18 protein-coding genes, 1 tRNA gene and 1 pseudogene are annotated in these 25050 nt (G+C 67.0%); 11 read left to right on the forward strand and 9 right to left on the reverse strand.

Going from position 1 to position 25050, the window contains the following annotated elements:
* The first annotated feature begins 103 nt into the window (after window positions 1-103).
* Both YH64_RS16650 and YH64_RS16655 read left to right on the forward strand, forming a co-directional pair.
* On the forward strand, window positions 104-850 hold the full coding sequence (locus YH64_RS16650; RefSeq protein WP_046804225.1) for an SDR family NAD(P)-dependent oxidoreductase: 747 nt from the start codon (window positions 104-106) through the stop codon (window positions 848-850).
* 162 nt (window positions 851-1012) lie between these two features.
* Window positions 1013-1088 (forward strand) — tRNA-Lys (locus YH64_RS16655).
* A 148-nt stretch (window positions 1089-1236) separates the two neighbouring features.
* On the opposite strand, the gene YH64_RS16660 is transcribed toward YH64_RS16655, so the two are convergent.
* A complete protein-coding gene (locus YH64_RS16660) occupies window positions 1237-1506 on the reverse strand; it encodes a PAAR domain-containing protein (protein ID WP_046804224.1) in 270 nt (89 codons plus the stop codon).
* A 16-nt stretch (window positions 1507-1522) separates the two neighbouring features.
* Window positions 1523-1777, reverse strand: a complete 255-nt coding sequence (locus YH64_RS16665; protein WP_046804223.1) for a hypothetical protein — start codon at window positions 1775-1777, stop codon at window positions 1523-1525.
* Window positions 1778-1963: 186 nt separating this feature from the next.
* On the opposite strand from YH64_RS16665, the gene tssA reads away from it, so the two are divergent.
* On the forward strand, window positions 1964-3091 hold the full coding sequence (gene tssA / locus YH64_RS16670) for a type VI secretion system protein TssA (protein WP_046804222.1): 1128 nt from the start codon (window positions 1964-1966) through the stop codon (window positions 3089-3091).
* Window positions 3092-3107: 16 nt separating this feature from the next.
* Here tssA and YH64_RS16675 read toward each other — a convergent pair whose 3' ends face one another.
* From YH64_RS16675 to YH64_RS16695, 5 genes are all read right to left on the reverse strand, one after another.
* A complete protein-coding gene (locus tag YH64_RS16675; protein WP_046804221.1) occupies window positions 3108-3902 on the reverse strand; it encodes an OmpA family protein in 795 nt (264 codons plus the stop codon).
* A gap of 3 nt (window positions 3903-3905) precedes the next feature.
* On the reverse strand, window positions 3906-4889 hold the full coding sequence (gene tagF / locus YH64_RS16680; RefSeq protein ID WP_046804220.1) for a type VI secretion system-associated protein TagF: 984 nt from the start codon (window positions 4887-4889) through the stop codon (window positions 3906-3908).
* The gene (tssM, locus tag YH64_RS16685; protein ID WP_046804219.1) at window positions 4886-8677 is read right to left on the reverse strand and encodes a type VI secretion system membrane subunit TssM; all 3792 of its coding nucleotides are present in this window, start codon (window positions 8675-8677) and stop codon (window positions 4886-4888) included. Before tssM ends, tagF begins: the two co-directional genes overlap by 4 nt.
* Window positions 8678-8742: 65 nt before the next feature.
* Window positions 8743-10167 (reverse strand): hypothetical protein, encoded by a 1425-nt coding sequence (locus tag YH64_RS16690; RefSeq protein ID WP_143215410.1) that lies wholly within the window; start codon window positions 10165-10167, stop codon window positions 8743-8745.
* A gap of 69 nt (window positions 10168-10236) precedes the next feature.
* The gene (locus YH64_RS16695) at window positions 10237-11088 is read right to left on the reverse strand and encodes a M15 family metallopeptidase (RefSeq protein WP_370512753.1); all 852 of its coding nucleotides are present in this window, start codon (window positions 11086-11088) and stop codon (window positions 10237-10239) included.
* A 226-nt stretch (window positions 11089-11314) separates the two neighbouring features.
* Between YH64_RS16695 and YH64_RS16700 the strand changes: the two genes are divergently transcribed.
* From YH64_RS16700 to YH64_RS16720, 5 genes are read left to right on the forward strand one after another with little or no spacing between them, the layout of a single operon-like run.
* Window positions 11315-12202, forward strand: coding sequence for a hypothetical protein (locus YH64_RS16700; RefSeq protein WP_143215411.1), 888 nt, complete (start codon window positions 11315-11317; stop codon window positions 12200-12202).
* A 59-nt stretch (window positions 12203-12261) separates the two neighbouring features.
* Window positions 12262-15195: a type VI secretion system Vgr family protein gene (locus YH64_RS16705; protein WP_046804215.1), complete on the forward strand. Its 2934-nt coding sequence runs from the start codon at window positions 12262-12264 to the stop codon at window positions 15193-15195.
* A 5-nt stretch (window positions 15196-15200) separates the two neighbouring features.
* Window positions 15201-16193, forward strand: a complete 993-nt coding sequence (locus YH64_RS16710; RefSeq protein WP_046804214.1) for a DUF4123 domain-containing protein — start codon at window positions 15201-15203, stop codon at window positions 16191-16193.
* Window positions 16186-16965 (forward strand): DUF3304 domain-containing protein, encoded by a 780-nt coding sequence (locus YH64_RS16715; protein ID WP_046804213.1) that lies wholly within the window; start codon window positions 16186-16188, stop codon window positions 16963-16965. Before YH64_RS16710 ends, YH64_RS16715 begins: the two co-directional genes overlap by 8 nt.
* Window positions 16958-19276 (forward strand): DUF2235 domain-containing protein, encoded by a 2319-nt coding sequence (locus YH64_RS16720; protein ID WP_046804212.1) that lies wholly within the window; start codon window positions 16958-16960, stop codon window positions 19274-19276. The genes YH64_RS16715 and YH64_RS16720 overlap by 8 nt, the downstream gene beginning before the upstream one ends.
* 40 nt (window positions 19277-19316) lie before the next feature.
* On the opposite strand, the gene YH64_RS16725 is transcribed toward YH64_RS16720, so the two are convergent.
* Window positions 19317-19817 (reverse strand): hypothetical protein, encoded by a 501-nt coding sequence (locus YH64_RS16725; protein ID WP_143215412.1) that lies wholly within the window; start codon window positions 19815-19817, stop codon window positions 19317-19319.
* A gap of 39 nt (window positions 19818-19856) precedes the next feature.
* Window positions 19857-21983, reverse strand: a complete 2127-nt coding sequence (locus YH64_RS16730) for a hypothetical protein (RefSeq protein WP_052945982.1) — start codon at window positions 21981-21983, stop codon at window positions 19857-19859.
* A gap of 26 nt (window positions 21984-22009) precedes the next feature.
* Between YH64_RS16730 and YH64_RS16735 the strand changes: the two genes are divergently transcribed.
* From YH64_RS16735 to YH64_RS16745, 3 genes and pseudogenes are all read left to right on the forward strand, one after another.
* Window positions 22010-22297 (forward strand): hypothetical protein, encoded by a 288-nt coding sequence (locus tag YH64_RS16735; RefSeq protein ID WP_143215413.1) that lies wholly within the window; start codon window positions 22010-22012, stop codon window positions 22295-22297.
* 1079 nt (window positions 22298-23376) lie between these two features.
* Window positions 23377-24057, forward strand: coding sequence for a hypothetical protein (locus YH64_RS16740; RefSeq protein WP_143215414.1), 681 nt, complete (start codon window positions 23377-23379; stop codon window positions 24055-24057).
* A gap of 258 nt (window positions 24058-24315) precedes the next feature.
* Window positions 24316-25050, forward strand: a pseudogene (locus YH64_RS16745) (hypothetical protein); the annotation flags it as partial.

Genomic DNA, 25050 nt, shown 5'->3' on the forward strand with positions numbered 1-25050 from the left:
ACCTGCGACGCCTATTTTGTGTTGATCGATAAAAAATTTGTTGACGCCGCAAATATTTCGCGGCGATGATATTTGTATCGATCACTACAAATAAGGATGAAACATGGGCAACTTGAACGGAAAGGTCGCATTCGTGACAGGCGGCAGTCGTGGCATCGGCGCGGCCATCGTGCGCCGGCTGGCCGCCGAGGGCGCGCACGTCGCCTTCACCTACGTCAGCCCTTCCTCGGCTGACGCAGCCAAGGCACTGGCAACGGAATTGACCACCGGCGCACGCCAGGTGCGCGCCATCCAGGCCGATGCGGAAGATGCGCTGGCCGTCAGGCAGGCCGTGGAAGAAGCGATCAAGCTGCTTGGACCGGTGGACGTGCTGGTCAACAACGCGGGCATTTTCGTCACCGGCGTCATCGGCGACACCAGCCTTGAGGAATACGAACGCACGATGAACATCAACGTGCGCGCTCCGTTCGTGGCCATCCGCACCGCGCAGGCATCCATGCCGGACGGCGGCCGCATCATCAACATCGGCAGTTGCCTGTCCCAACGCGCCGGCCGCCCCGGCGTGGCGCTGTACGCGGCCAGCAAGACCGCGCTGATCGGGCTCAGCCAAGGCCTGGCCCGCGACCTGGGCGCACGCGGCATCACCGTCAACGTCGTGCACCCCGGCCCGATCGACACCGACATGAACCCGGCGAACGGCGACCACGCGGCCGACCTCGTCGCCGTGCTGTCGCTGCCGCACTATGGCGAACCGCGCGACATCGCGGGCATGGTGGCCTTCCTGGCCGGCCCGGAAGGGCGTTACATCACGGGCGCCAGCCTGTCGGTGGACGGCGGCTACGCAGCCTGACGCAGCGGGTGTGAAAGTTTTTTCGCACCCGACTTGCACAAACAAAAAAACCTACATATAATCTTGCTTCTTCGCACTACACACATAGCGAAACGCGGTCAGCAGCAAGGCCATCAACAGATAGCCGCGCGGTTGAAAACGAATCGAAATGCGTGCATTGCAGGGCTGTTAGCTCAGTTGGTAGAGCAGCGGACTCTTAATCCGTAGGTCGAGTGTTCGAGCCACTCACAGCCCACCAGAATTTTTGGTCGTACCCGGGAAACTTGGTGCACCAGGCAAAAAAAGCCCACCGCATGCGGTGGGCTTTTTGCTTTCCGGCCTTTTGCTTTGCGCGATTCCGACGGGACAGGGATACCTACCCCCGGCCCGTCATTGCATTGCACGCCTCACCCAAACTCCAACTGATAAAAACTCTGGCTCGCGATGAGCGTCGCGCCGCAGGACGTGCGCATGCCTTCCAGCGCGGTCATGCGGTCGGAGCTGACGTTGTGCACGCCTTCGACGATGGTGTGCGTGTCGCCGCATTTGGGGCAGGTGACGCGGTCGCCGACGCGGGCCATGGGTTGGCCGAAGATGATGACGGTTTCATCGCCGGTCACGACGACGCCGCCGTGCGACGTCTTGTCGCCTTTGCGGATGACGGGGCGTTGGGACATGGCGCGAGATATCTGTTTACAGATACGTGCCGTCCGGCGCGCGCCGGGCAGGGCCGACCACGAATGTGCCGTCGGGCGCCATGCGCACGGGGCCGCCGCCGCCTTTGTAGCTGCCGTCCGGCGCGCGTTGCGGGGTGCCTGCCACGTACGTGCCGTCGGGGGCGCGGGTGATGGGGCCTTCGCCGCAGACATAGGTGCCGTCGGGCGCTCGGCGCGGGGTGCCGGCAATGAAGTGCCCGTCGGGCAACATGCGGATGGATTTCGTCGTCATGGACGCTCCTTGGATAGGAGCCGAAATCATAACGATGCATCGTGATGCGCCTTGTAATAGGACGTGTCATCTTTGAACGTTATGCGTAAGCGAATGTGGGATCATTTCCGCCATTCCCGCCGCTGGCGGCGTTGTCTTCGCCTTTGGCGCTGACGCCGCCAGCCCTCGCTACCGCTTCCCAGAACTATGACCGACATCAACGCCTTGTTGCTTCCAATACCCGGCGATGCGCCCTGCGGCGTGGACCTGGTGTTCTCGCCTGAATTCGACGCCATACGCGAAGCGCGTCGGCACGATGATCCGCAGCTGGACCAAGGCGACTGGATCATTGATTTGAAAGAGGCCGACTGGCCGGAAGTGGCGCGCATCTGTTCCGAGGCGCTGCGCAACCGTAGCAAGGACATACGCATTGCGTCGTGGCTGGCGGAAGCGTGGGCCAAGACGCGCGGCTTTGCGGGCTTGCGCGACGGTTATCTGTTGATCGACGGCCTGTGTCAGAACTATTGGGATGGCCTGCACCCCGTGCCCGAGGATGGCGACGTGCAGCAACGCGTGGGCAACCTGGCGTGGCTGCTGTCGCGGTCGCAGCAACTGATTGGTGAGATTCCGCTGACGCAGGCGGACGGCGCGCGTTATGGCGCGGTGCTCTGGGATGCCGCCAGCCAGTTGGCTAACGCCGTCAAGCGCACGCCGGACAACGCCAACGAGCTGACCCGGGGCAAGCTCACGCTAGACCGCTTTGATGCGGCGCGGCGCGATACGCCGCCGTCGTTCTATTCCGAACTGGACGGCCAGCTGGAAGGTTGCGCGCAGGCGTTGGCGCAGCTGGAACGCACGCTGGACGAGCGCCTGGGCGACGAAAGCCCGGCGTTTTCGAGGGTGCGCGAGGCGCTGCGCAACGTGACCGAACTGGTCCACCGCTTTGCGCGCGACGCTGGTTTGCTGGTGCGCGCCGATATGGCGCCGACCTTGCCACAGCCGCCCGTGGCGCCCGCCGTTCCCACCCGTGTGGAGCCGACCTTGCCCGCCGACGATTCCTTCCCTGCCGCCGGTGCGCCGGTCGGCATCCCCTCAACGCCCGCCGTGCGTGGTCCGATCCAGACGCGCGAGCAGGCGTTGGCGCAGCTGCGCGAGGTGGCTGATTTTTTCCGTCGCACCGAGCCGCACAGCCCGGTAGCCTACCTGGCCGACAAGGCCGCCAGCTGGGGCGAGATGTCGCTGCACCTGTGGCTGCGCACGGTGGTCAAGAACGACGAGACCCTGTCGGGCTTGGAAGAACTGCTGGGCATCAAGAAGGCCGGCGAGAACGGCTAAGCGCCAACCGCCAGCCTTATCGCGCCGCGCGGAATTCGATGCGTCGGTTCTTGGCCCGCCCCTCGGCCGTGGCGTTGGTCGCGACCGGTTGATCCGGGCCCGCGCCCATCGCCTCGAAGCGCGACACCGGCAAGCCCTTGTCCACCAGATAATCCCGCACCGCATCCGCGCGCGCCTGGCTCAGCGCCAGGTTGGTGCTGCGGCTGCCTGAACTGTCGGTGTGGCCGATGATCTGGATCTTGTCGGCACGCAGTTTGGGCACCGCATCCGCCACGCGGTCCAGCAACTCGCGGCCGCGTGCCGTCAGCCGCGTGCTGCCCGTTTCGAATTCCACAACGCGGTTGCTCAGCAGGTTGTCCAGCACATCCTGTTCGTCCTTGCCAGCCGATACGCGCAGGCCGTTGACGATCTTGTACGTGGGGTTCAGCGACGTGGCGAAGGTGCTGGCGATCTGTTGCCGCGACGCTTCGTTGTCGACCTCGCCGCGCAAGCGGATCTGCGTGCCGTCGATCTCCAGCTGACCCCGGTTGATCTGCTTGAGCGGGGTGTCCAGCAGCTTGCTGACGTGTTGCGACCAGTTCGCCGGCGCGACCACGCCGCCCACGTCGATGCGATCAATCACGTTGCCCACGCCATAGACCTTCTGCAAGCGCGCCAGCACGTCGGCCTTGGTGGCCTCGTCGGGCACCGCGCCGCTGGCCACCACCTGGCCGGGTTGGGGGATGACGTTGGCCGGCACCACCGTTGCGGCATCCTGGGCATGGGCCGCGCACGACAGCGTGGCGGCCAGGGCAAGAATAAGCGTGCGCATGCGCTAGGCTCCGATGAAAACTTCGCGGAACGTTTCCAGCGCCTGGCGCAAGGAAAGCCGCGGTTGATCCAGATAGCTCGACAGCTTGGCCAGCCCGTGGCTGGCGCTGACATGGTCGCGCACCCACGGCGCGCCCTCCAGCACGATGTAGTGCTGCGATAAGGTCTGCGGCGTGGACAACAGGCTGGCCAGCGTCTGCGGCGATGCGCCCCGAAAGCCCAGCACCAGCCGATGCTTGCCCGCCACCCTGCCGATGAACATGGCGATTTCAAAGTCGGCGCGCGTCAGGAAGGGCGCGATCAGCGTCATCCAATACGTGGCCACCAGGTTGATGTAGAGCGGGTCGTCCGGCAGCGGCAACGCCAGCCCCGTGTCCAGCTGCGACGAGCCGCTGGACATCACGGGTGCAAGCAGGATGCCCAGCGCCAGCACGATGTCGTGCATGCTGGCCGCGTGGCCGTTGTTGCGCAGCATGGCCTCTACGCGTTCGATTGTTTGCAGGTCGATGAAGGCATCGAAGCCGTCGTCGGCCGCCGTGCGGATCTCGCCTTCCAGGTCGTTCAGCGTTTGCAGCGCCGGGGCGGGGTCGCCGTCCTGCATCAGCTGCGCGGCGGCCGCGCCCATGCGGTTCCACATGCGGCTGAACGCCAGCGGGCTGCGCGCGATGAAATCCAGCGGACGCGCTACCTCTACCGACGTCGCGCTGATGAACGGAAAGCGCCGCCCGGACTGGTCGCGGCTGGGTTGCAGGTGGCCGGCAATGGCCAGCTTGCCGCGCGAGCCCAACACCGCGAAGGGCACGGGCTGCGCCTCGTCGTACAGCGTCTTCCAGTGCGGGTCTTGCGCCAGGATCTCCATGGTGTTCGCCACCCACGCATCCAGCGTCGACATCAACTGGGGGTGCGAGGTGTTCTTCACGAAATCACCGCGAGACGGGATTTTGCCGAAGTAGGCCGTACGAAACATGGGGGACTGCGGATGGCTCATTGCTGCGCTCCGGCAGGCGTCGGGGCGACGGAGGGTTGAGAGGATGCGCCCACCACCGAGGCGGGAAGGCGCAGGTTGCGCAGCCCTTGGCTGCCGGGTTCGGTGCCGCCCGCGCTGGCGGCTTGCGCGTTGCTGATGATGCGCAGCTTGACCGGCACGGTGATGTTCGACTTGGTCCAGCTCATGTCGAAGCTGCCGTCGGGGTTGGGCTTGCGCTGCGATCCGGAGATCAGGCGTTCCAGGCCAAAGCGGCCCGGCTCGTTGATGACCTCGACCACGGTGCCGTCAAACGCGGTGGCCGTGATGCGCGCGCCCGGTGCGCCCTGCGCATTGGGCCACACGAAGTTGACCCACTGCGGCGGCGTATTGCGATAGCGCAGTTGCTGGCCGTCGATCTCGATGGTGTATTCCGTGACGCCGCCCGCCGGCTTGGGTTGGATCTGGAACAGCGTCTGCGGCTGCGACGCCGCGCCCGAGCCTGCCGCCCCGCCCGCCAGCGGGGCCACCCACTGTGCAAAGTTGGCAGTGAACGAGGGCTGCAAATCTATGCCCATGTCGCCCCAGGTGCGCGCCGTCAGGATGTCGCCGCGCCGCACGGTCAGCGGCCCCAGCGTGTCGTTCAGGTACTTGGCGATGCTGCCTTGCGGGCCGAACACCTGGCCGATTTCTTCGCCGCTGGCCTCGATGCCGGCCTTGGTCGAGAACGGATACTTGTCGGCCAGGCCCTGGCTGAAGGGCTGATAGACCTGCGCGTTCCACACCTTGTTCAGCTCGGTCTGGGCCGGTTGCATGGCCACGGCATAGCCCTGGATCAGCGGGCGTACCAGCAGCGGGCGCAGCGTCTCGCGTTGCGCGGGCGTCAGGCCGGCCAGCATTTGCTCATCAACCAGCTTCAGCGCATCGGCAAGCTCCGAGTCCTTGCCTTCCAGCGTCTGGCGCATCAGCAGCAAGGCGCCGGGACCCGGGTCGCCCTGGTTGTTGATCAGGTTAAAGCGCGTGCGGATCTTCGACAACGCCGTCATGTAGTTGCCCATCAGCGACTGGTTGTCGCGCGTGACCACCAATCGGGCCACGTCCGAGAACTCGCGGCCCACCGGCCCCATCGGAATCTGTTCGCCGTTGGCCGCCGTCTGCGCCTGCGCGGGCTTGGGCTGGCCCTGGCGCAGGATCACGCGCTTGAACCACGCCACCACACCCGTCTGCGCTTGCGAAATGCCGGTGTTGATTAGCGACGGGTTGTCCCACGACGTTTGCTCGTAGGTGGTGTTGATCAGTTTGACCAGCGGCGAATTCTGCGGATCGCCCAGGCGGTTCATGCCGTGCACCGCTTGCTCAAAGCTGTTGAACGGCTTGATCGTGACCCCGCGCAGCATCTTCTGCCATTCCTGCGCGTACTCGGTCTTGTACATCGTGGCCAGGCTTTTCTGGATTTGTTCCGGGCTGCCTTCCAGCGTGAGATCGTCGCGCGCGTTCACGCCCAGCACCCAGTCGCTGGTCTGCACTTCGCGCCGCGCGGCCTCGCCGATGGCGGGCTCGATGTATTGCTCCCACGCTTCGCGGGTGAAGGTGCCGGGCACGGCGTAGCTGCCCGCCACCACGGCGGCGTCGGCTTCGCCCATGATGCGCGCCACGGTCATTGCCGGGAAGCGCGTGGCGGCACGCGCCTTCAGCGTGGAATAGGCGCGTTCGCGCGCCGGCATGCCCTGCATCACGCTGCGCAGATTGCCGCGCGTGCGTTCCACCAACGCCAGATTGGTCTCGATCTGCGGCCAATCGGCATCGGCGGCGCGCGCCACGTAAAACGAAATCAGCCGCTCCGCGCTGCGGATCAACTGGTCGCGCGGCATGGCGCCGCGATTGGTTTCCAGCCAGCCGCGCCAAAAGCGCGTGATCTGATCCGACAGGTGGGTCGGGTCCACGTGCTCGCGGTTGGCCATCATTAGGTACGTCTTGAGCGCGTTGTACGCGTCGTCCACGTTGGTGGGCGAGGCGTCCTGGAACAAGGTGTCGCCGGCATTGGCGCGCGCCGGCTGTCCCTGTGCCTGGGCAGACGCCTGGGTGGATACCGGCGTGGCCGTCGCGCCGGATGCCGCGGCCTTCGACGTATCCACGCGGCCCAGATACTCTTCCAGGCTGGCCTTCACCGGCACCAGCATGAACTGGCGCAGGCCGTTGTAGTACTCGGCCAGCAGGCGTTCGCGCAGCACATCGCCCTGGTACAGCCCCAGGCCCAACGACAGGGGGCGGCTGGACGAATAGCGGTCCAGCTGTTCGATGCGGTCTTGCAGGATCTCCATCGCTTCCAGACGGCTTTGCAGATCGGTGCGTTCGCTTTGCAGGCGCACCACCTTGTCCAGATCCGCCTGCACATTGGTGGCCAACTGGCGGTTGCCCAGGTACGACCAGCTCCAGCCGCCCAGCACCAGGCCCAGCGCCAGCACCAGGCCGAAGAAGGTCAGGTAACGCATGCGGACTTTGTTGGGGCTGGCGTGTTGGCGCACCAGCTTCTTGTCGGCAAAGATCACGTTGGAAAACAGGTCGCGCAGGAACAGGCCGTTGTGCGATGCCGTGTTGGGCGCCGCGCCGCGCGTGGATGGGCGCAGGCTGAAGCGCTCGGCCAGCTTCTCTGTCGAGGTGCTGCGCGAGGCGCCTTCCTGCAGGGCGCTGGTGAAGTAAAAGCCGCGAAACACCGGCTTGTACTGGAACGGATTGGTCTCGAACAAGGTCGACAGAAACGTGCGCAGCGCGGGTTTGATCGCCGCGAATTCCGGCGGAAAAGTCAGCAGGCCCGGGGGCAGGGCGCCGCTGCGTCGCAGCGAAATCTGCGCCGTGCCCATTTCCTTCAGGCCTTCATACAGCTCGTCAAAACGCTCGTCGAATTGCGTCAGCACGTCGCGGCTTTCGTCCGCGCCATACGGCAGCGTGGCGCCCCACACGCGGTCGCGCTCACGCGGGTCGGCATCCGCAAAAAACTCCGAGAAGCCGGCGATCAGATCCGCCTTCGTGAAAATCACATACACCGGCGCAAACACCTCCAGCCGGTCGGTCAGTTCCTGCACGCGCTGGCGCAGGTTCTTGGCCAGGTTGATGGCAAATTCCGGGCCGGAATCGGTCAGCTCGCTGATGCTGGCCGCCACGATGATGCCGTTGATCGGCGCCTTCGGGCGATGGCGCTTGAGCAGGTCCAGAAAACTCATCCATTCGTTGCGGTCTTCCTCGTGCACCGAATAGCGGCCCGCCGTGTCCAGCAGGATGCCTTCCGTGGTGAAGAACCAATCGCAGTTGCGCGTGCCGCCCACGCCGCGCACGGCCGCGCCGTTCTTGTCCGCAAACGGAAATTGCAGGCCCGAATTGATGACCGCGCTGCTCTTGCCGGCCGCCGGGTTGCCGATGACGATGTACCAGGGCAGTTCGTACAGGGCTTCGTTGCCCGACGTTTGGCCGATCTTTGACGTCTTGATCGTGCGCACCGCCTGCGTCAGCCGTTGGCGCAAGGCGTCGATGTCGTTGCGGTTGGCGGCGGGGCTGGACACGGCGCCCGTTTGCACCTGTTGCTCCAGCATGTCGCCCAGCTGCTGGTTGGCGCGCCGCGTGCGGCGGCGCCGCCACAGCTGCACGCACAGCCACAGCAACAGCAATACGCCCAGCGCGGTGCCGGCCCATATCAGCCCGATCTGCATGGTGTCGGCGAACAGGAACAGGAAGACGATCAGCGCAATCGACCCGATCACCATGAAGGTGCGCGGGTTGGCGAACACGCGCGCGCCCCAGTAGCGAATATCGCTCATGGAACTGGAAAGAGAAGATAGGAATCCTGAGGGGCTACGCATGGTTTTCGCTGTTATTTTCCGAGTCAGGCGGTAGTGCCGGCGGCCGGTCGATAGACCAGGGACGCGCAGCGCAATGCGGGGTCTTGCAGGGTAAGGGTCAGCACCGGGTGTTCGGCCTGCATACAGGCTTCACCGGCGATGGCCAAGGTCAGCAACGAGGCGGCCACGCCGGTGTGGCCACAGGCCACGCCCACCGCGTGGCAATCCTTGCTGGCATCCAGGTGTTCAAACAATTGCGACGTCACGCCCAGGGCTTCCAACGGACGGCTGCCGCGATGATCGGCGTCGCTGACCACGTGCACGACGGTGTCTGGCGCAACGGCCGCGCGCTGCAACAGGTCGCGCGCCAGTTCGGCCAGCGCGGGCTCAGGCAACGCGCCCCGTGCATCCGCGGGCTTCTGGCGTTGGATCATGGGTGACAGGGCGACGCGCAGGTCGGTGGATGCAAAGGAGGGGGCCGTCGCAGCCGCGTTCGATGCGGTCGGCCCTGCGTCGGCCACACCCGCCTGGGTATCCACCAGGTTCAATAGCAAGCCGGCAGCGGCCTCGCCCGGCACGCGGCCGTGCGGATTGGCGTGCGTCAGCAGCGTGGCGTCCGCGTCCCATTGCGCTACCTGATCCTGATCGATGTAGCCGTCACCGGCCAGCACGATGCGCCACGTTGGCGCGGCCTTGGTGTCGACGGGCAGCGACGCCAATTCACGCAGCAGTGTCTCGGTGGCCATCACGTCATGCGCGATGTGTTCCGTGACGCTGACGCGGCTATCGGGCCAGACGCCCGCTGCCGCCAGCACTTCGGCGCGCGCGCGCTCACGCGCGGGCTGCGGCCAGCTTGCGGGCAGCAGGAGGTCAAAGCGCAGCAACGGCCAGTCTTCGTCGCGCGCCGGCACATCCAGTTCGGTGACGCGGCGATGCGCTTGGTCGGTCAACGTGGCCGCGACATCGACCAGCAGGGCCGTTGCGCGCAGACCCGCCGTGGCCAACGCGTCGGCGGGCGCGCCGCGTTCGCGTGCGGCGGCGTACAGATCAACGTCGTCCAGCTGCGGCACGCGCGCCGCGAAAACGGGAAAGCCCTGCAAGGTCTTCAGTTCGGGATCCAGCTCGGGGCGCTGTTGTTCGATCAACGCCTCGGCAATCGATGCTGCGTCCGGCCCGGCCCCCGCGCGCGCCGCGAATGCAACGACGCGCAGTTCGGCCCGCGCCGCCGGCGCCGCCTCGGCAGCGGGGGCCGATGCCACGGGTTGCGGCTTGGGCGCACGCGCCGCGCGCACGATGCGCGCGCCCAGCCACAGCGCGCCCAACAGCGCCAGCGGCAGCGCAAACAAATACAGCCCGATGTCCACGCCGGTCGGCAGCGTGCGCGACTCTTGCCACCAGATGATGACGGCCAGCCACACCACCGCGAACAGCGCCAGAACCAGCAAGCCTTTTTTCAACAAACGTGCCATGTGCGCCCGGTCAGAGGAATGAAGTTGTTGTTATCGGGGCGCCGGCGCGCGCGTTGCAATGCGTCGCGTTCATTTCGCCGTGTCTCCCGCGCGCTGCATGGCGCCGGGCCGACGCAGCTCTACGTGACCGAAGTCCATCATCTTCCAGCGGCCACCCCAGGTCAGGCCGACCAGCTCGGCGGTCTGGCCGAACAGCTCGTAGCCACGCATGGCCCACGGGTCTTTTTCCGAAATGACGATCTTGCCGTCGCGATAGAACGCGCTGTCGGCGGCCAGGCCATATTGGTGATAGCTCTGGAACGCACCCGCGTTGGTCACGTGCGTGCCCATGCCCGCCAATTCTTCCTGGCGCTGCGGGCTGCGATAGCCCTCGATCAGCGCCATTTCGTAGCCGTGCTGCTCGCGCATGATGCGATAGGCCAGCAGCAGACGCTGGCGGAAATCCGCATCCAGCAGGTCCCAATTGCGGCTTGCGCCACCCAGCTTCGGCCGCACCAATTCCACCTCGCGCGTGGTGAATGCGTCGGGCGGCAGGGGGGCCGGCGGGGCCAGCCTTTCGCCTTCCAGCAAGGCCTGAATCCGGCGGTCCGGGCCCGTCATCTGAGGGCTGTAAATGAATGTGTGATTGTGTCGCATGACGAAAGCAAAAAGTGACGGCAGCAACACAATTGCAAGGCCGATTGCCACTTGCCAGCGATGCCGCGCCACCCATCCCGCCGACGTTTTCACGCCGCTGTGCAAGGCCCCGGCCGTGCCACCCACCGCACCGCCCGCCTGGCTTGCGCCACGCGTTGCGCCGCGCGCCACGCCCTGTGCGCACGCGCGCAAACCCCGCACCGCGCCTTGGCGAAGTGCAGGGAAAAACAGGAGAGCGGAAACGCCCACCGCCAGCAAAAAATACAGGGGCAGTAGCAGTAACAAGATCGGTCCCTCATGCGGAAGGCGTCATCTTTTGTTCTATTCGCGTGGGAGGCAAGCGATCCGGCGTTGCAAACCGCGTCGGACCCTTAGAAATCGTAACAAGAATCGATGTTCCAAATGAGGTGTTCGGGTATTCTCGACGGGCTTGGTTACGGGGGGGCTGCACACGCCTCCTGCTGACACGGGAACCCGCATGGCAGAAGACGAAAAAGAAGCTCGCCCTACGATGACCGCGCCGAGTCTGCTCAGCGGTTCCACAGCCGCGCGAGGCGAGGCCGAGTCCACACGAATACTGGCGGCGCTGGAAGGGCGCGCGCCTGAAGCCGAGGTCAAACACCTGGCCGCGCGGCGCGACCCGCGCGCGCGGCGCTGGGTGGCGCTGGCGTTGCTGCTGGCGTTGGTGGCCGGTGGCATCACGTGGTTCATCCACGAGGACCCCACGGGCGCGATGCAGGCCCAGGCGCCGGGTGCTACGGGATTGAGCGCGGATGCTTCGCAGGCGAATCGGCCCGCGTCGCCAGCGGCATCGGGCGCCCCGCCCGCCGCCACGCGCGCGCCGCAGGCCAACGCGACGCAAGGGGCGTCCGACAAGCCGCCCGCGGTAGCCGCCATCATCGATGAATCGCCGCCCGCGCGCGATGCGGATGTGGGCCGTGGTGAACCGGAACCATCGCGCGAGCCGACCAACCCGCTGTCGGTGCTGGCGATGACGCCGCCGGCCACCGCCGCCCCTGCCGCCACCGCGCCCGGTCCCACGCGCCAGGCGGCGGAACAACGCGCGCGCGAAGCCGTAGTCCCGCACGGCAATGCGCCGCGCGCCGTTAAGCCCGCCGCAGCACCGCGCAAGGCCGCACAGCCTTCCGACACCGACGCGGCGCTGTTGTCCGCGCTGATGAATTACGGCCTGCCGCCCGCGTCTCCGCCCGGCACGCGCGTCTATAAATCCGATGGCATTTTCATGCGCGAGATGCCGGGCTCGCCGTTGTCAGAACGCTTGAAAGAATGCCGCAAACTCAGTTTCTTTGAGGGCGAACAATGCCGCCTGCGCGTGTGCGCCGGCCAATGGGGCACGGCCGCTGAATGCCCGACGCCGCAAGCCAACGTCGAACCCTGAATGCGCAACGCCCCACTCCGGCTTTTATCGCCCCTGTCCCCCCGCGAGGTTTTTGCTCCATGGCTGTGAACGCAAGCAACGGCGGTGCCAGCGCCCCATCCCGGCTGTATCGCCTGGATGGCGAGGGCGCGATCGCGTCCCTGCAAGTGGAAGGCTGGGTGGCGCGTGAAGGCCTGTCGGACTTGAGCGAAGCGCGCATCGTCGCGCTGGCCGACGACGCTTCGCTGGATCTTAACGACATGGTGTCGCGGCCCGCCACGCTGTGGGCCACGCGCGCCGACGGCAGCGAGATTGGCCGCAGCGGCGTCGTGCGTGCCGCCGAGATGCTGGGTGGCAACGCGGGCAAGGCGCGCTATCGCATCACGCTGGCGCCCTGGCTATGGCTGGCCACGCAGCGGCGCGCCAGCCGCATCTATGAAAACCAGCCCGTGCTGGAAATCGTGCGGCATGTGCTGGACAGCTACGAGGGCTACACCTACAAGCTTGCCGACGACGTCGAGCGCCACCTTGCCGACCTGCCCACGCGGCCTTACACCACGCAGTATCGCGAAACCGACTACGCCTTTCTGTCGCGCCTGCTGGCGGAATCCGGCCTGGGCTGGACCACCGTCGAGGACAAGGCGGCCCCTTCGCGCCATGCCGTGCTGATCTTTGCCGACAGCCGCACGTTGCCCGAAGACGAAGAGTCCTCGGGCGGCGGCGTGCGCTTTCAACGCGCGCATGCCACCGAGACGCGCGACGGCGTGCAGGCCCTGGCGCGCAGGCAGCGGCGCGCGGTGGAACGCGTCACCGTTCTAGGCTGGCACGACAGCGGCAAGCACGCCATCACGGGCCAGGCCCTGGCCGGCCCGGCCAGCGGGTCCGACGACGAAACCGCCGGGCTGGAATGGTTTGAACCCCTGGGCCACGGCGGCCTGTTGAACCAGGCGCACGCGCAGTTTCAGGCCACGCTGTTGATGCAGGCCGCGCAGGCTCGCGCCGAAACGTTCATCGGGCGTGGCAACGTGCGCACGTTCCGGTCGGGCACACGCTTCACGCTGCAAGACATGTCGCCGTTAGGGCCCAAGGGCGAGGCCGGCTTCGAACCCGTGTTCGCGTTGGACCGTATTGAACACGTCGGCGTCAACAACCTGCCGGGCCAGGCCGACGCCAACTTGTCCGGCCAGATGGGCGCGCTGGACGACTTCCTGTGCTTTGACGACGACGAAGACGCCGCATTGAATAGCGACGCAGACATTCAGCGTGCCAATCACGACGACCTGGCCGGCGACGATTCCGCCTACCCCCCAGACGACGCATTGATCGGCGTCGGCCGGCCTGACGCCGCCGTGCTGGCGCGGGCGCATGAAGTGGGCTACGCCAACCGCTTTTGCGCGGTGCGTTGCGACCGCCCCTGGCGCGCCTTGCCGGCCGCCGCGCGCGGTGCCCGATTGGCTGGCGCGCCGTCCGCCGTGGGCGTGCACACGGCGATTGTCACCAACGCCGAAGGGGCCACCGAGGCCAGCGGCGAAGACGAAATCCACCGCAACGCGCGGGGCGACGTGCGCGTGCGCTTTCACTGGCAGACCGACGGCCAGGGCCTGGCGAAAAGCCGTTGGGCACGCGTGGCGCAGCGCCAGGCGGGCGCGGGCATGGGCATGAGCTTCGTGCCGCGTATCGGGCAGGAAGTGCTGGTGCGCTTCCTGGATGAAGATATCGACCAGCCCCTGGTCGTCGGTGCGCTTTACAACGGGCGCGGCGAAGGCGGCATACCGGCTACGCCGGGCGGCAAGGCCGGCGAACCCATGAACACCGAGGTGTACGCGGCGGCCCTCGACGGCAAGCCCAGCGCGCAGGCCAACCTGGCCAGCGGCAACGCACCCGCCTGGCACGGCGCGGCGGCAGGCGACGAACAGCATCGCAACGCGGCCGCGTTAAGCGGCTTCAAGAGCAAGGAATTTGGCGGCGACGGCTACAACCAGATCGTCTTCGACGACAGCGACGGCCAGCTGCGCATGCAGATCAAGTCCACGCAGTCGGCTAGCGAACTGAACCTGGGCCATCTGATCCACCAGGCTGGCAACTATCGCGGCAACGTGCGCGGCGTGGGCGCGGAATTGCGCACCGATGCGTTTGGCGCGCTGCGGGGCGGCGCGGGCGTGTTGCTGACCACCTACACGGCCGGCGGCGGCGAACCGGCAGGCGACGCGGCGGCGCCCCTGGCGCTGGCCGGGCAGGCCGACATCATGGCGCAGTCGTTTGACGGCGTGATCGGCGCGCATCAGGGCGTGCGCCTGGCTTCGGCACGCGGCACCACGTCCGCGGGCGCCAGCCGACTGGACGGCGAACGCGCGCCCCTGGCCGCGATGACGCGCGCCGTCTCCGGCACCGTAGAAGGCCAGGCGATCAGCGGCGCGGCAGGCGATGCCTCTGCCAAGCACACGGAAGTGGTCGACGGCAAGGTCCCGCACCTGACCGACCCGCTGGTGCTGATGGCGGGCCGCGCGGGGCTGACGCAAGCGGCCGGACGCAACGTGCAGATATCGGCCGGCGAACTGGTGCACTGGTCATCGGGGCTGGACCACAACCTGGCCGTCATCGGCTCGCTGCGCGTGCATACCGGCCAGGCGCTGGGCATCGTGGCCGGCGTGCAGAAGGGCGGCGCCGAATCCGGCCTGGACCTGATCGCCGGCACGGGCGAAGTCGACGTGATGTCGCAGCATGACGTGCTGACCGTACAGGCGCAGCAGGACCTGCGCATGGTCAGCGCCAACGCCGGCATCGAATATGCATCGCCCAAGCGCATCCGCATTGCCAACGCGGCGGGCGCCAGCATCGTCATCGAAGGCGGCAATATCACCGTCACCGCGCCCGGCCGTATCGACGTCAAGACCGGCAACAAACAGTTCGCCGGCCCCACCCAGATGCCGTATCCCTTTCCGCAGTTCACGGTATGCAAAAGCTGCGTGCTGGACGCCCAGGACAGCGTGCAATCCATTACCGAAAAGGCGTGACGGCGATGGCTTATTCCTGGCAGCAGGCGCTGCTTTCCACCTTTGCGCAATTGCCGCACCACCGCGGGCCGTATGGCGAAGCCGCGCGCGCGTATGTGATCGTGGATTTTCGGGGCCACCCGGATCTGCTGGCACGCATCAGCGCCACCGAAGACCTGAGTTTCGGCTCGATCTGGGCGCAAACCGGGCTGGACATTTATGGCGACGTGGCGCCACTGCTGATCGAAGTGGACGGCGCATCGCAAGGCGTGCTGCGCGGGCCACGCCGGCCTGATTTCAGTACGCCGCTCGTGCGCGTGTTGAACGCCCTGCACGAACGCAGCGGGGGCCGCTACGCAATGATGAGCTTCGCCTCCGCCGTGCCCCTGGAAAAGCTGGTCGCGCATTTCGGACGGTTTTGCGACTACGCCTTGCCCGACGATACCGAGTTCTTCCTGCACTGGTACGACACGCGCATCCTGGCGCGCGCCCTGCAAGTCTGGACCGCCGAACAACGCACCCGCTTCGCCTCGCCGCTGATCACCTTGCGCTACGCGCTGCGCGATGGCTCGCAGGCCGAGCTGTCGGGCACCGGCAGGCTGCCCACAGACGCGCCCGACGGCATCCAGCGCTTCACGCCCGAGCAGCACCAGATGCTGTTCGACCTGGACTACCCCGACAAACTCGCGGTGCAACTACGCCGCCTGTATCCCGGTCTGCTGCCGGGCGACCCGGATCAGGACGCGCTGGTGCCGCAAGTGCAAGTGCAGTTGGAACGCGCGCGCGCACACGGCGTGGCGGGCGACAAAGACATGTTTGACTATGTGGCGTGGGGCGTATCGATATCCCCGCGCTTCGATGAGCATCCGCTGATCCGTGAGGGCTTGCAGGGGTATCAGCCCGGTGACGACGGCGCGCTGGCAAAGGCGCTGGCGGGCGTGCCGGACGCGGTGTGGGACGAGGTGCAGGCCTTGCATTGGGCTGGTCAGGATGGGCCTTCAGGAGAGATGAATGCGTAAGGGATTGATCGCCGCGCTGTTGTGGCTGGGCATGCTGGCGGGTTGCAATAGCGAGCCGGTCTACCAAGGCGTCAGTTTCATCGCCTATAACTACACGCCGTGGAATATCCGCGGCATCAGCGTCAAGGACAAGGGCGAAGGCGTGGCGTCGACGATGCAGGTCAGCCCGGGCGGCGGCGAGGGCTCGGTTACCTGCTGCTTCACGCTCAAGGGCACCGATTTCACCGTGGACTGGCGCGGCGTCGACGCCGAGCTGCTGCGCAAGCATTTGCACGATGGCAAGGCCGACTCGCTCTATTTCGATCGGCAGGGCTCCATCAAATTTCCGGCCGCCGAGATCCCGGCGGGCGAGGGTCCGCTGTATCTGGAGCTGCACATCTACCCCGACGAACACATGGAGCTGGCGCTAAGCCGCAAGCTCCTGGGCCAGACGCGGATTCCCATTGTCGATACCGTGGACTGGCTATGGCGCGAGCATCGCGCAGCGCTTGGCGCTTACCGCAGTGACGCCGAACTGCTGCGCGCGACCGCGAAGGCGTTGCAGCCGGCATGGAAAAAGTACCGTATCGAAGACAAGCAAGACCTGCGCCAGTACATGCTGCTGTACTTCACGGTGGCGTCGAACTTCGATTCGGATCCACAGGTGAAGGCGATCCTGGACAAGCCGGGGCGCGCGCCGGGCGATTTCGCCCGGGACGTCGCGGCGTTGCCGCCGGTAAAGCTGGAGCAGATCAAAGCCATGGGCACCCCGGCGGGAGATAAGCATGTCTGACGCGCAATCCAGTGACTTGCCGCCGGAGAACCGTACGCCGGCATCGGTGCTGAAGGCAATGGCCCAGAACGAGGCGGCGTACCCCAAGGACGACTGCAATGAATGCGGTGCGGTCCTGCGGATGGGGTTCTTTTTTGACGGCTTCGGCCGTAGCCGCGACGAAGATGCGAAGCACCCCACGTACTATTCGAACATCTGCCGCTTGTGGGAAGCGCACTATGTCCAGAGCGATCCCGGCCGCCCTGAAAAGCACCACTGGTTTCGGTTTTATTACTCGGGCCTGGGCACGGATCTGAATGCCGATGCGGAAAACGACGACATGATTTATGCCGCCGCGAAGGCGGGCATGAAAGCGGCGAGCAACGCGCAAAAGGCGATATCGGCCAACGTCGGCAATGTCTTGCGCACGGACGAGATTCCCAACCATAAGCTCACCGGGCGTCTGACGGCGGCGGTGAAGAAGTCGCTGCGTGAGTCCTCCTATCAGCCCATGGTCAAGGCATACAAGGACGTCGTGAAAGATGTGCGGACGTTGCCCGAAAAGGCGGTCCGGATCTGGAATGCGTGGGACCCCGAGCGCGTGGTGAACCGTGCGCGCGCCACCATTCGCGGATTCTGGGCCGGCTTCAAGAAAAATCCCCTGAAGGTCGCGTGGACGGCCGGCAAGGAAGCCGCCAAGTCAACCATGATGGAAACGGTGCCGATCATCCGCGATCAGGAAACGGTGGCCTACCTGATGGGCACGGGCGTCGACGTGCGCGTGGACTCGGCATTGCGCCAGTTCAAGGCGGCCTATGACGCCGTGAGCGAAGGGCAGAATGTGCGCCGCATTGAAATCACCGTGTTCGGCGCGGACCGGGGCGGTGTGGTCGCGCGCCAGTTCGTCAATGACCTGGTCAAGAAGTACCGCCGTCGTCACGATGCCGACCTGGCGGTGATTGGCGACCGAACGAAGAACAAGTCAGATGCCGATATCCAGATCCGCTTCATGGGCTTGCTGGATTCGGTCGCGTCCATCATGGACGAAAACACGTTCCTGGGCTTTTTGCCCGTCACTGACCTTATCAAGCAGACGCACAAGGACAGGACGTTGACGGTGCCGGCCGCCGTGCAGGCGTGCGTGCATTTCGCGGCCGCGCATGAGCTGCGCCGAAATCAGCGCATGGACAGCCTGGAAAAGACGCGCGGCCTGCAGTATCTGTATCCCGGGTCCAGTGGCGACGTGACGGGCGTCAGTCCGCCCGGGTCGCTGAATGCGCGGGTCGAGCTGTCGCGCGTGGCGCTGCGCGACATGATGAACCAGGCCCTGTCGCACGGCGCGGCCTTTCACAGCATGGAAAGGCTGGCCGACCTGAAGCCCGATACCTATTTGCAGTTTTCGCTGTCCGAACCGATTGTGGATGGCAGTACGAAGAACCAGATTCTGGATCTGGTCAAAGCGTATCGCGAGGTCGTCAAGTACGAGCCGGGCATCGACTTCATGCCGCATATGGAGGCATTCCTGCGCTGGCTGGCCGTGCGTTACCAGGACCCCACGTTCCGCGCCGAGCTGTCGGACCCGGCCGAGGCGTGGATCAAGGACCGGGACTACTTCACGCCGGAACAGGAATACAACCAAGAACTGCGGCGCGTGTCGGCATTGCCCGCCGAGGAACGCAACAAGCCGGAGAATACGGCCCGCCTGCGCGAGCTGGAGGCGCTTAAGAATGAGCGTTGGGAACGCGCCTCGGCAAGCCGTGGCGAATTGCCTCCGCAACGTTTCAAGCCGCTGTGGGAACGCCTGGAAGAGGAATACAAGAGCCTGGAGCACGCGGAACAGCAGGATGCCGATACCGCGCAGCGCCGCGCGGACCTGGAGCGCAATAGCCCGCAGGTGTTGCGCACGATGGAGTTGATGGACAAGGACATGCGCGACCGCGAGAACATGCGCAATGAACTGATCAAGCGGGGCGGCGGCACGCCGGAAAAGGCCGCCGACCCCCTGGCCGATATCAAGGCCGAGCGCGCGGTTCAGCAACGCCTGCTGACCGCCTGGCGCGAGGCGCGCGACGGCAAAACGCAGCTGCCCCCGAAGGTCATGACCTTGTTCGACTGGCTGGTGCACGACGCCATGTTGAGCAGTTGGCCCGATCACCTGTTGGCCAGCACCACGATGTACTTCCGCGTCCGCGACAAGGATGTATTCGCCAAGACCGACGCCAAGGCCGAAATGGCGCAGCGCGCCAAGGACATGCGCAACGCGGAAAAGGTCGAGACCCAGGCTGCCCGGGCAGAGCAGAACATTCAACAGATGACACCGGCGCGGCCGTGACGCGACGAATGAAGGACGTGCGTGGCGCCTTCGATGCCGCTTACGTCTTGCCCGCTTCGACCGCTATCGTCACCGTATTCGACTTCACGTTCTCTGCCTCGATATACACCTCGTAGGTCGCGGGCGTGGCGGGCAGATGCAGGACGCCCGCCATATCCGTGGTGAAGCGGGTTTCCACGGTCATGCCGGGCGGCAGCGGAATCTTGGGCGGGGCCGCGCCTTCGCTGGGGTCCACCGACACATTGGGCAGCTTGGGCCGCACGTAGTTGAACGCGATGCCGCGATAGACCTTGCCGGTGCGCGTATCCACCGCCACGAAACGCGGTAGCTGCGGCTCGTCTACCACGGGCAGGATGCCGCGCGCGCAGATGGGAATGGTCAGCGTGCTGCCGTCGCGGATCGTCACGCGGGTGGGCGCGGCGATGCGCATCTGCGCGTCGTAGCCTTGCAGCGGCGGCATGCAGGCGTGTTCTTTTTGCGAGTGCGAGGGCACCGAGGCAAAGGTGGAGGGTTCAATCCAGTCGGTCGTCATGATGGGCATGTCGGTTCGGGCATGTCGGTTATCTGGAAAAGGCCGGCGTCAGAACGCCGTCCAGCCTTCGGAGCAGTCGACCTTGCGCACGGCCTTGCTGCAACTGGGGCAGAAATGAATGTTCGCGCAGGTGATGCCGTACATCACGCACTGTCCGATTTCCTCGTTGTACTCGCCATTCTGGTCGGGCAGGCCGTAATAGCAGTGCCCCCCCGCGTTGTAGTAGAAGTGCGGCGGCGGGTCCAGCTTTGAATCGTCGGCCGACTCGTCCTGGTTGCGCAGGCCGGGCCAGTCGGGGCCGCTGGGCACCATGCCCAGCAAGTGGCCCATTTCGTGGGCCAGGGTTTCGGTCAGGTAGGCCTGCGAGTTGGGTTCGTAGGGGTCCAGCGTCGAGACGAACAGCAGGTTGGTGCCCGTGATGGCAAGGCCGGCGTAGCTGGCTGCCACGGTGTTGAACTGGATGTTCAGCATGCCGGTCAGCGGCGTGGGCGATATGCGGGTCAGGTCCACGGACACCGACCAGACCGACCCATTGCTTTCGCGGATGGGGGTGATCAGGTGGCGCGGAATCGGAATCGACCGTTCGGCGCCGGAGGCGTCCGTGTGGATGTAGCGCGCGTGCACCAGCCAGTCGTCGCTGGCATCGAATTCGTACCAGAGGCTGGAGCGGCTGCGGTCGTCGTTGACGATGGGCACCGTCATGACGCGTCCGCCGGGGCCGGCGGGCACCGGCAGCCGCATGTCGCCGCTGACGCCCGGCGCGGCCAGGCGGTCAACGTGGCAAACGACCAGCGTATAGGGTTCGCGCTGCTTGCCCGGGGAAGGGGCATAGACCGCGCGCACGGCGTTCATGATGGCTTGCTGCGACTCGACGGTGTCGGCGGCGTCAACCGCCGAGCGGCCCCGGAATTGCAGGCGCGGAAGCTGGATCATGTCGATGCCGTGCAGCGCGAATTCCGCGGTGACGGGCGTGACGTCGGCCAGGTGGCCGGCCGGATGCGCGCTCATGCACATGACCTCCTGGATGTACAGGCGGCGCACGGTTTCAACGCGTTCGGTCTTGATCAATTGCCCGCGTTCGTCGCGCACTTCGAACAGGTACAGGTTCAGGCCGGCGGCCGGCAGCGTGATGTCGTCGACGATGCGGGTGCCGTCGGCGTTGGTGACATAGCTGCGCGGGTTGCTGTGCGGTTCCTGATAGCTGGCGCGGCGGCCACGTTCGCGCGCGGAGTACGGAATGTTGGCGGGGTCGGCCTTCACGGTGATGGTGAAGCGGTGCTGGCCGGGGCGATTGAATTCCACGTGGATGCGCGGGCGGTTCGATTGCCGTTCGGTGGTGGTCAGCGCGCTGCCGTCGTTCCAGCGTTCCGCGACCTGTTCCAGGTTCACGTATTGCAGGCGCGCGCCGTCCTGGCGGGCGCGGTAGGTGGACACGCCGGGCACCGCGCGGCCGGAGCCGCCGGCGGGCGGCGTGCCGCCAGGCAGGTTGGTGCCCTGGGTGCGCGCCACGGGTCCCAGGCCGACCGAGTCCAGCACGTCGCGCGCGATCTGCGGCAGCGGGGACTCGGCCACGCCGGGTATCTTCATCAGCACCTCGGCCACCTTGGGCAGCGTCTCGGTGGCCAAGGTGGGCGATTGCAGGATGGCGCCGATCACGCTGGGCACCGACGACGATGACAGGCCGGGCATGCTGAGGATGGCGCCTGCCACCGACGGGATGTTGGCTTGCTTGACGTCGGGCAACGTGAACAGCGTGTCAACGGCGGAACTCAAGGCCGCCATGCGGTCGCCGCCAGCGTTCAGCGCCTGCGTCATGACCGGCACAATGGCCGCGCCCACGTTGGCGCTGACGCCGCCCGCCGCGAAGGTGGATGCGCTGGACAGCGCGGTGGACGCGGCGCTGGCCTGTTGCGCAAAGGTCGCCAGCCCGCCGCCAGCCGCAACGGCGCCGATGCCCACAGCGCCGGAACTGCCGGCGCTGGAAGCAGCCGCGGACGCGCCCGCACCCGCGCCGGCTGTGGCGGACAGATCGGTGGCGCGGGTGGCCGGCGTGCTGTCGGACATGCCCGCCGCGCGCGCGGTGGCGCTACCCAGGTTTGCATCCGGCGTGGCAGGCGCAGCGGTGGCCGCCGTGCTGGCTGGGGCGGGTGGCGTTGCGGCGGGGGCTTTGCCCAAGGGCGCGCTGCCTGCTGGCGAAGCCGATGTGGGAGTGGACGCGCCGTTGGCCGAGGCGGCGCTGGCCGTTGTCGTCGCGCTGCCCGATGCGCCGTCGGCCGTTGTCGTCGCGCCGCCCGATGGGCCGCCGGCTGTTGTTGTCGCGCTGCCCGATGGGCCGCCGGCTGTTGTCGTCGCGCCGCCCGCTGGGCCGCCGGCTGTTGTTGTCGCGCCGCCCGCTGGGCCGCCGGCTGTTGTTGTCGCGCCGCCCGATGGGCCGCCGGCCGCATTGGCTGGCGCGCTGGTGGAAGTGCCGGCGCTGGCGCTGGAAGTAGCGTCCGCCGTGGGGGCGGCCGAGGGGGTCGCCGGTGCACCAGCCGCAGTAGCTGCGTTCGCGGTAGCGCCGACGGTGCCGGTCGAGCTAGCGTCCGCTGCGGAGGGCGCCGTGTTGACGCCCGCGTCTGCCGACGCCGCGGAGCCGGACTCGCTTCCCGCGACGCTGGCGACGGACGAGTCCCCGGCGGCGGTCGTCGCGGTGACGCTTGCCGGGGTTGCTCCGGCTGCGCTTGTCGCTACGTCAGGTGAGGCTGCGGCAGGCGCGGCGGCGGAGGTCGCAGCGCTGCCGGCGGAGCCCGTCGCGGCGCTGGTCGCTGCCGTAGTCGAGCCAGCCGTGCTGCCGCCGGAGCCTCCCAGGCCCGCTGCCGCGCCTGCGCCGATGCCGCCTGCGCCTGCGCCGATGCCGCCTGCGCCTGCGTCGATGCCGCCTGCGCCTGCGCCTGCGCCGATCCCGCCCGCGCCTGCGCCGATGCCGCCTGCGCCTGCGCCGATCCCGCCAACGCCGGATGTCGCGCTGGCCCCCGCTGATGAGGGGTTGCTGGGGAAGTTCAAGCCGCCTTCACCCGAGCCGCCGGGCAGGCCCGCGCCCTGCGGCAGGGTGCTTTGCGAGGCAGGGACGAAGCCAGGCGTTTGCGTGGGGATGCCGGCGGCCACGGCAGGGCCGTCGCCAGACAGGCCGCCCGTCGCCGGCAGGGTGTCGCTGGATGCGGTCAACGCGCCGCCGTCCGGGGCTGCAACGCCAGCGGCATGGGCGGAGACGTTTGCAGAGACGTCCGCGGGGACGTTAGCGGAGACGTTAGCGGGAACCTCAACGGGCATACCAGCGGGGACGTTAGCGGGAACCTCAACGGGCATACCAGCGGAGACGTTAGTGGGAACCTCAACGGGCATACCAGCGGGGATACCGGCGGAGATGTCGGCGGAAGGGCCCGTTGCCGAACCTGCGTCTCGGCCGGTGCTCGTCAATTGCGCAAGCTGGTCGCCTTGCGTCACGGTCCCGGCAGAGGACGGCGATGCGCCGTTCACGGCGCCGGGCCAGCTGAATCCGTGCAAGGCGCCAGAGGACTGCGGAACGACGGTGGCCAGCGTAGCCGGGTCAGACAGCGCGCCGCCAGCAACGGCTGCCGAAGATGCTGCGGCTGCCGTATTGCCGGCCGCGTTTGCGGCGCCGGCCAGCAGCGTGCCCGCGCTGGCGGTCACGGTCGCGAGCAGCGTAGCGTTCGGCAAAGTCGACGTGTCGCGCGTGTCGCGTGGGTGCGCGGATGCCGTGACTGAGGCCGCGCCTTGTTGGCCGGGAGACACGGACGCAGCGAAAGAGGGCGACGATTGCGTCCCCACTGCGGCGGACGCGGAGGCGGAGGCGGGCGACGATTGCGTTGTTGCGGGCGCGGACGCGGAAGTGCGCGACGACTGCGTGGTTGCCGCGGCGGTCGCGAAGCTGGGCGATGGCTGCGTTGTTGCGGCGGCCGATGTCTCGTCGACCCGCTTCCGCCGGTCGGCGTCGGCGCTTGTCTGGGCGAGGTGGGTGTCGGGCGCGCCGGACCCCGGCGGCAGATCCGTCGTCAGCGGCGAAGCTCCGTCCGCCGCCGTGGCCGACGCGCGGGCGGCGGTTGCGGCCACCGAAGCAGCTCCGGAACCCGCCAGCGCGCCGACTTGCGATGCTGCGTGGGCGGATGCTGCCGCTAAGGTCGCGGGGGGAGTGGATGCGCTGTTGAAAGATGCCGCGTTAGAAGGGGCGGCGTTAGGTGCGGCGACGTGAGACGAGCCGACGTGAGAAGAGGCGGCGTGAGAAGCGGCGACGTGAGAAGCGGCGACGTGAGAAGAGGCTGCGTTATAGGCGTCGCCAGAGGAGACTGCCCCGCTGTAGGCCGCGTTCACGGAGGTCTCGGCGGTCGCGGCGGTCATGCCGAGGTCCGTCGCGATGGATGGTGGCGACGACGTGGCGGCGCCGGTGAAGTCGCCGGCTGCCGGTCCGGCTTGCACTGACGCGGCCGACACAACGTCGCCCGGCAACGCGATGCTTTCCGTGGACGCCGAGACGAGGGCCGCCGAAGCCGGCGACACGGCCACGTCCGCCGTGGGAGATACGAAAGTGTCTGAAGCGCCCGCAACCGCGGACGCGTCGAATGAAGGCGTCGTGGGCGCTACCGAAGCGGCGAATGACGAAGCACCGGTAGCCGCCCCAGTCGCCGCAATAGAGGTGGCGCCAGTAGATGCGCCGCCCGATATGACCGCGGACGCACTCGCAGCCGTAATCGAAGGCGTGGCCGACGCAGCACCGGCAGTGGCGATCGAAGGCGCGACGGTAGACGCGCCAGTAGCGGTAATCGAAGGCGCGACCGTGGATGCGCTTGCGACGGCAATCGAAGGGGCGGCCGACGACCCGGCCGCATCGGCAACGGAGGGCGCCCCAGTGTTCGCGATCAGGGAATCGCTGGCGGGCGCATCGGGTGTTGCGACAGCAGACGGGGCCGACGTCGCAACGGACGAGGTACCGGTTGCGTTGACGGTTGCCGTACCTGTGGCGGAAGCGCTCGACACGGGTGCGCCCGTGCCGGCAGTTGGCGGGGCAGACGCTACGACGCCAGAGGTACCGGAGGCGCTGGTCGCGCCGCCTGCGTCGGCGGTCGCGGTAGGGTTCGCAGCCGTCGACGCTGCACCTGTCGTTGGCGGGGGCGCGACCGACACGCTGCTGTTTGCGACCGGCGCTGCGCCAGCGCCAGCACTAGCACTAGCACCAACACCAGCACCA

This window comes from Achromobacter sp. LC458 (genome assembly GCF_001005835.2).
GTDB lineage: Bacteria > Pseudomonadota > Gammaproteobacteria > Burkholderiales > Burkholderiaceae_B > Achromobacter > Achromobacter spanius_B.

What these genes read in the sequence shown, in the direction of transcription:
- YH64_RS16715 (WP_046804213.1), top strand. Translation starts at nt 16,186, where the DNA reads ATGCGTAAGGGATTGATCGCCGCGCTGTTGTGGCTGGGCATGCTGGCG.
- YH64_RS16710 (WP_046804214.1), top strand. Translation starts at nt 15,201, where the DNA reads ATGGCTTATTCCTGGCAGCAGGCGCTGCTTTCCACCTTTGCGCAATTG.
- YH64_RS16700 (WP_143215411.1), top strand. Translation starts at nt 11,315, where the DNA reads ATGACCGCGCCGAGTCTGCTCAGCGGTTCCACAGCCGCGCGAGGCGAG.
- YH64_RS16650 (WP_046804225.1), top strand. Translation starts at nt 104, where the DNA reads ATGGGCAACTTGAACGGAAAGGTCGCATTCGTGACAGGCGGCAGTCGT.
- tssA (WP_046804222.1), top strand. Translation starts at nt 1,964, where the DNA reads ATGACCGACATCAACGCCTTGTTGCTTCCAATACCCGGCGATGCGCCC.
- YH64_RS16705 (WP_046804215.1), top strand. Translation starts at nt 12,262, where the DNA reads ATGGCTGTGAACGCAAGCAACGGCGGTGCCAGCGCCCCATCCCGGCTG.
- YH64_RS16665 (WP_046804223.1), bottom strand. Translation starts at nt 1,777, where the DNA reads ATGACGACGAAATCCATCCGCATGTTGCCCGACGGGCACTTCATTGCC.
- YH64_RS16675 (WP_046804221.1), bottom strand. Translation starts at nt 3,902, where the DNA reads ATGCGCACGCTTATTCTTGCCCTGGCCGCCACGCTGTCGTGCGCGGCC.
- YH64_RS16690 (WP_143215410.1), bottom strand. Translation starts at nt 10,167, where the DNA reads ATGGCACGTTTGTTGAAAAAAGGCTTGCTGGTTCTGGCGCTGTTCGCG.
- tssM (WP_046804219.1), bottom strand. Translation starts at nt 8,677, where the DNA reads ATGAGCGATATTCGCTACTGGGGCGCGCGCGTGTTCGCCAACCCGCGC.
- YH64_RS16735 (WP_143215413.1), top strand. Translation starts at nt 22,010, where the DNA reads ATGTGGGAGTGGACGCGCCGTTGGCCGAGGCGGCGCTGGCCGTTGTCG.
- YH64_RS16725 (WP_143215412.1), bottom strand. Translation starts at nt 19,817, where the DNA reads ATGCCCATCATGACGACCGACTGGATTGAACCCTCCACCTTTGCCTCG.
- tagF (WP_046804220.1), bottom strand. Translation starts at nt 4,889, where the DNA reads ATGAGCCATCCGCAGTCCCCCATGTTTCGTACGGCCTACTTCGGCAAA.
- YH64_RS16660 (WP_046804224.1), bottom strand. Translation starts at nt 1,506, where the DNA reads ATGTCCCAACGCCCCGTCATCCGCAAAGGCGACAAGACGTCGCACGGC.
- YH64_RS16720 (WP_046804212.1), top strand. Translation starts at nt 16,958, where the DNA reads ATGTCTGACGCGCAATCCAGTGACTTGCCGCCGGAGAACCGTACGCCG.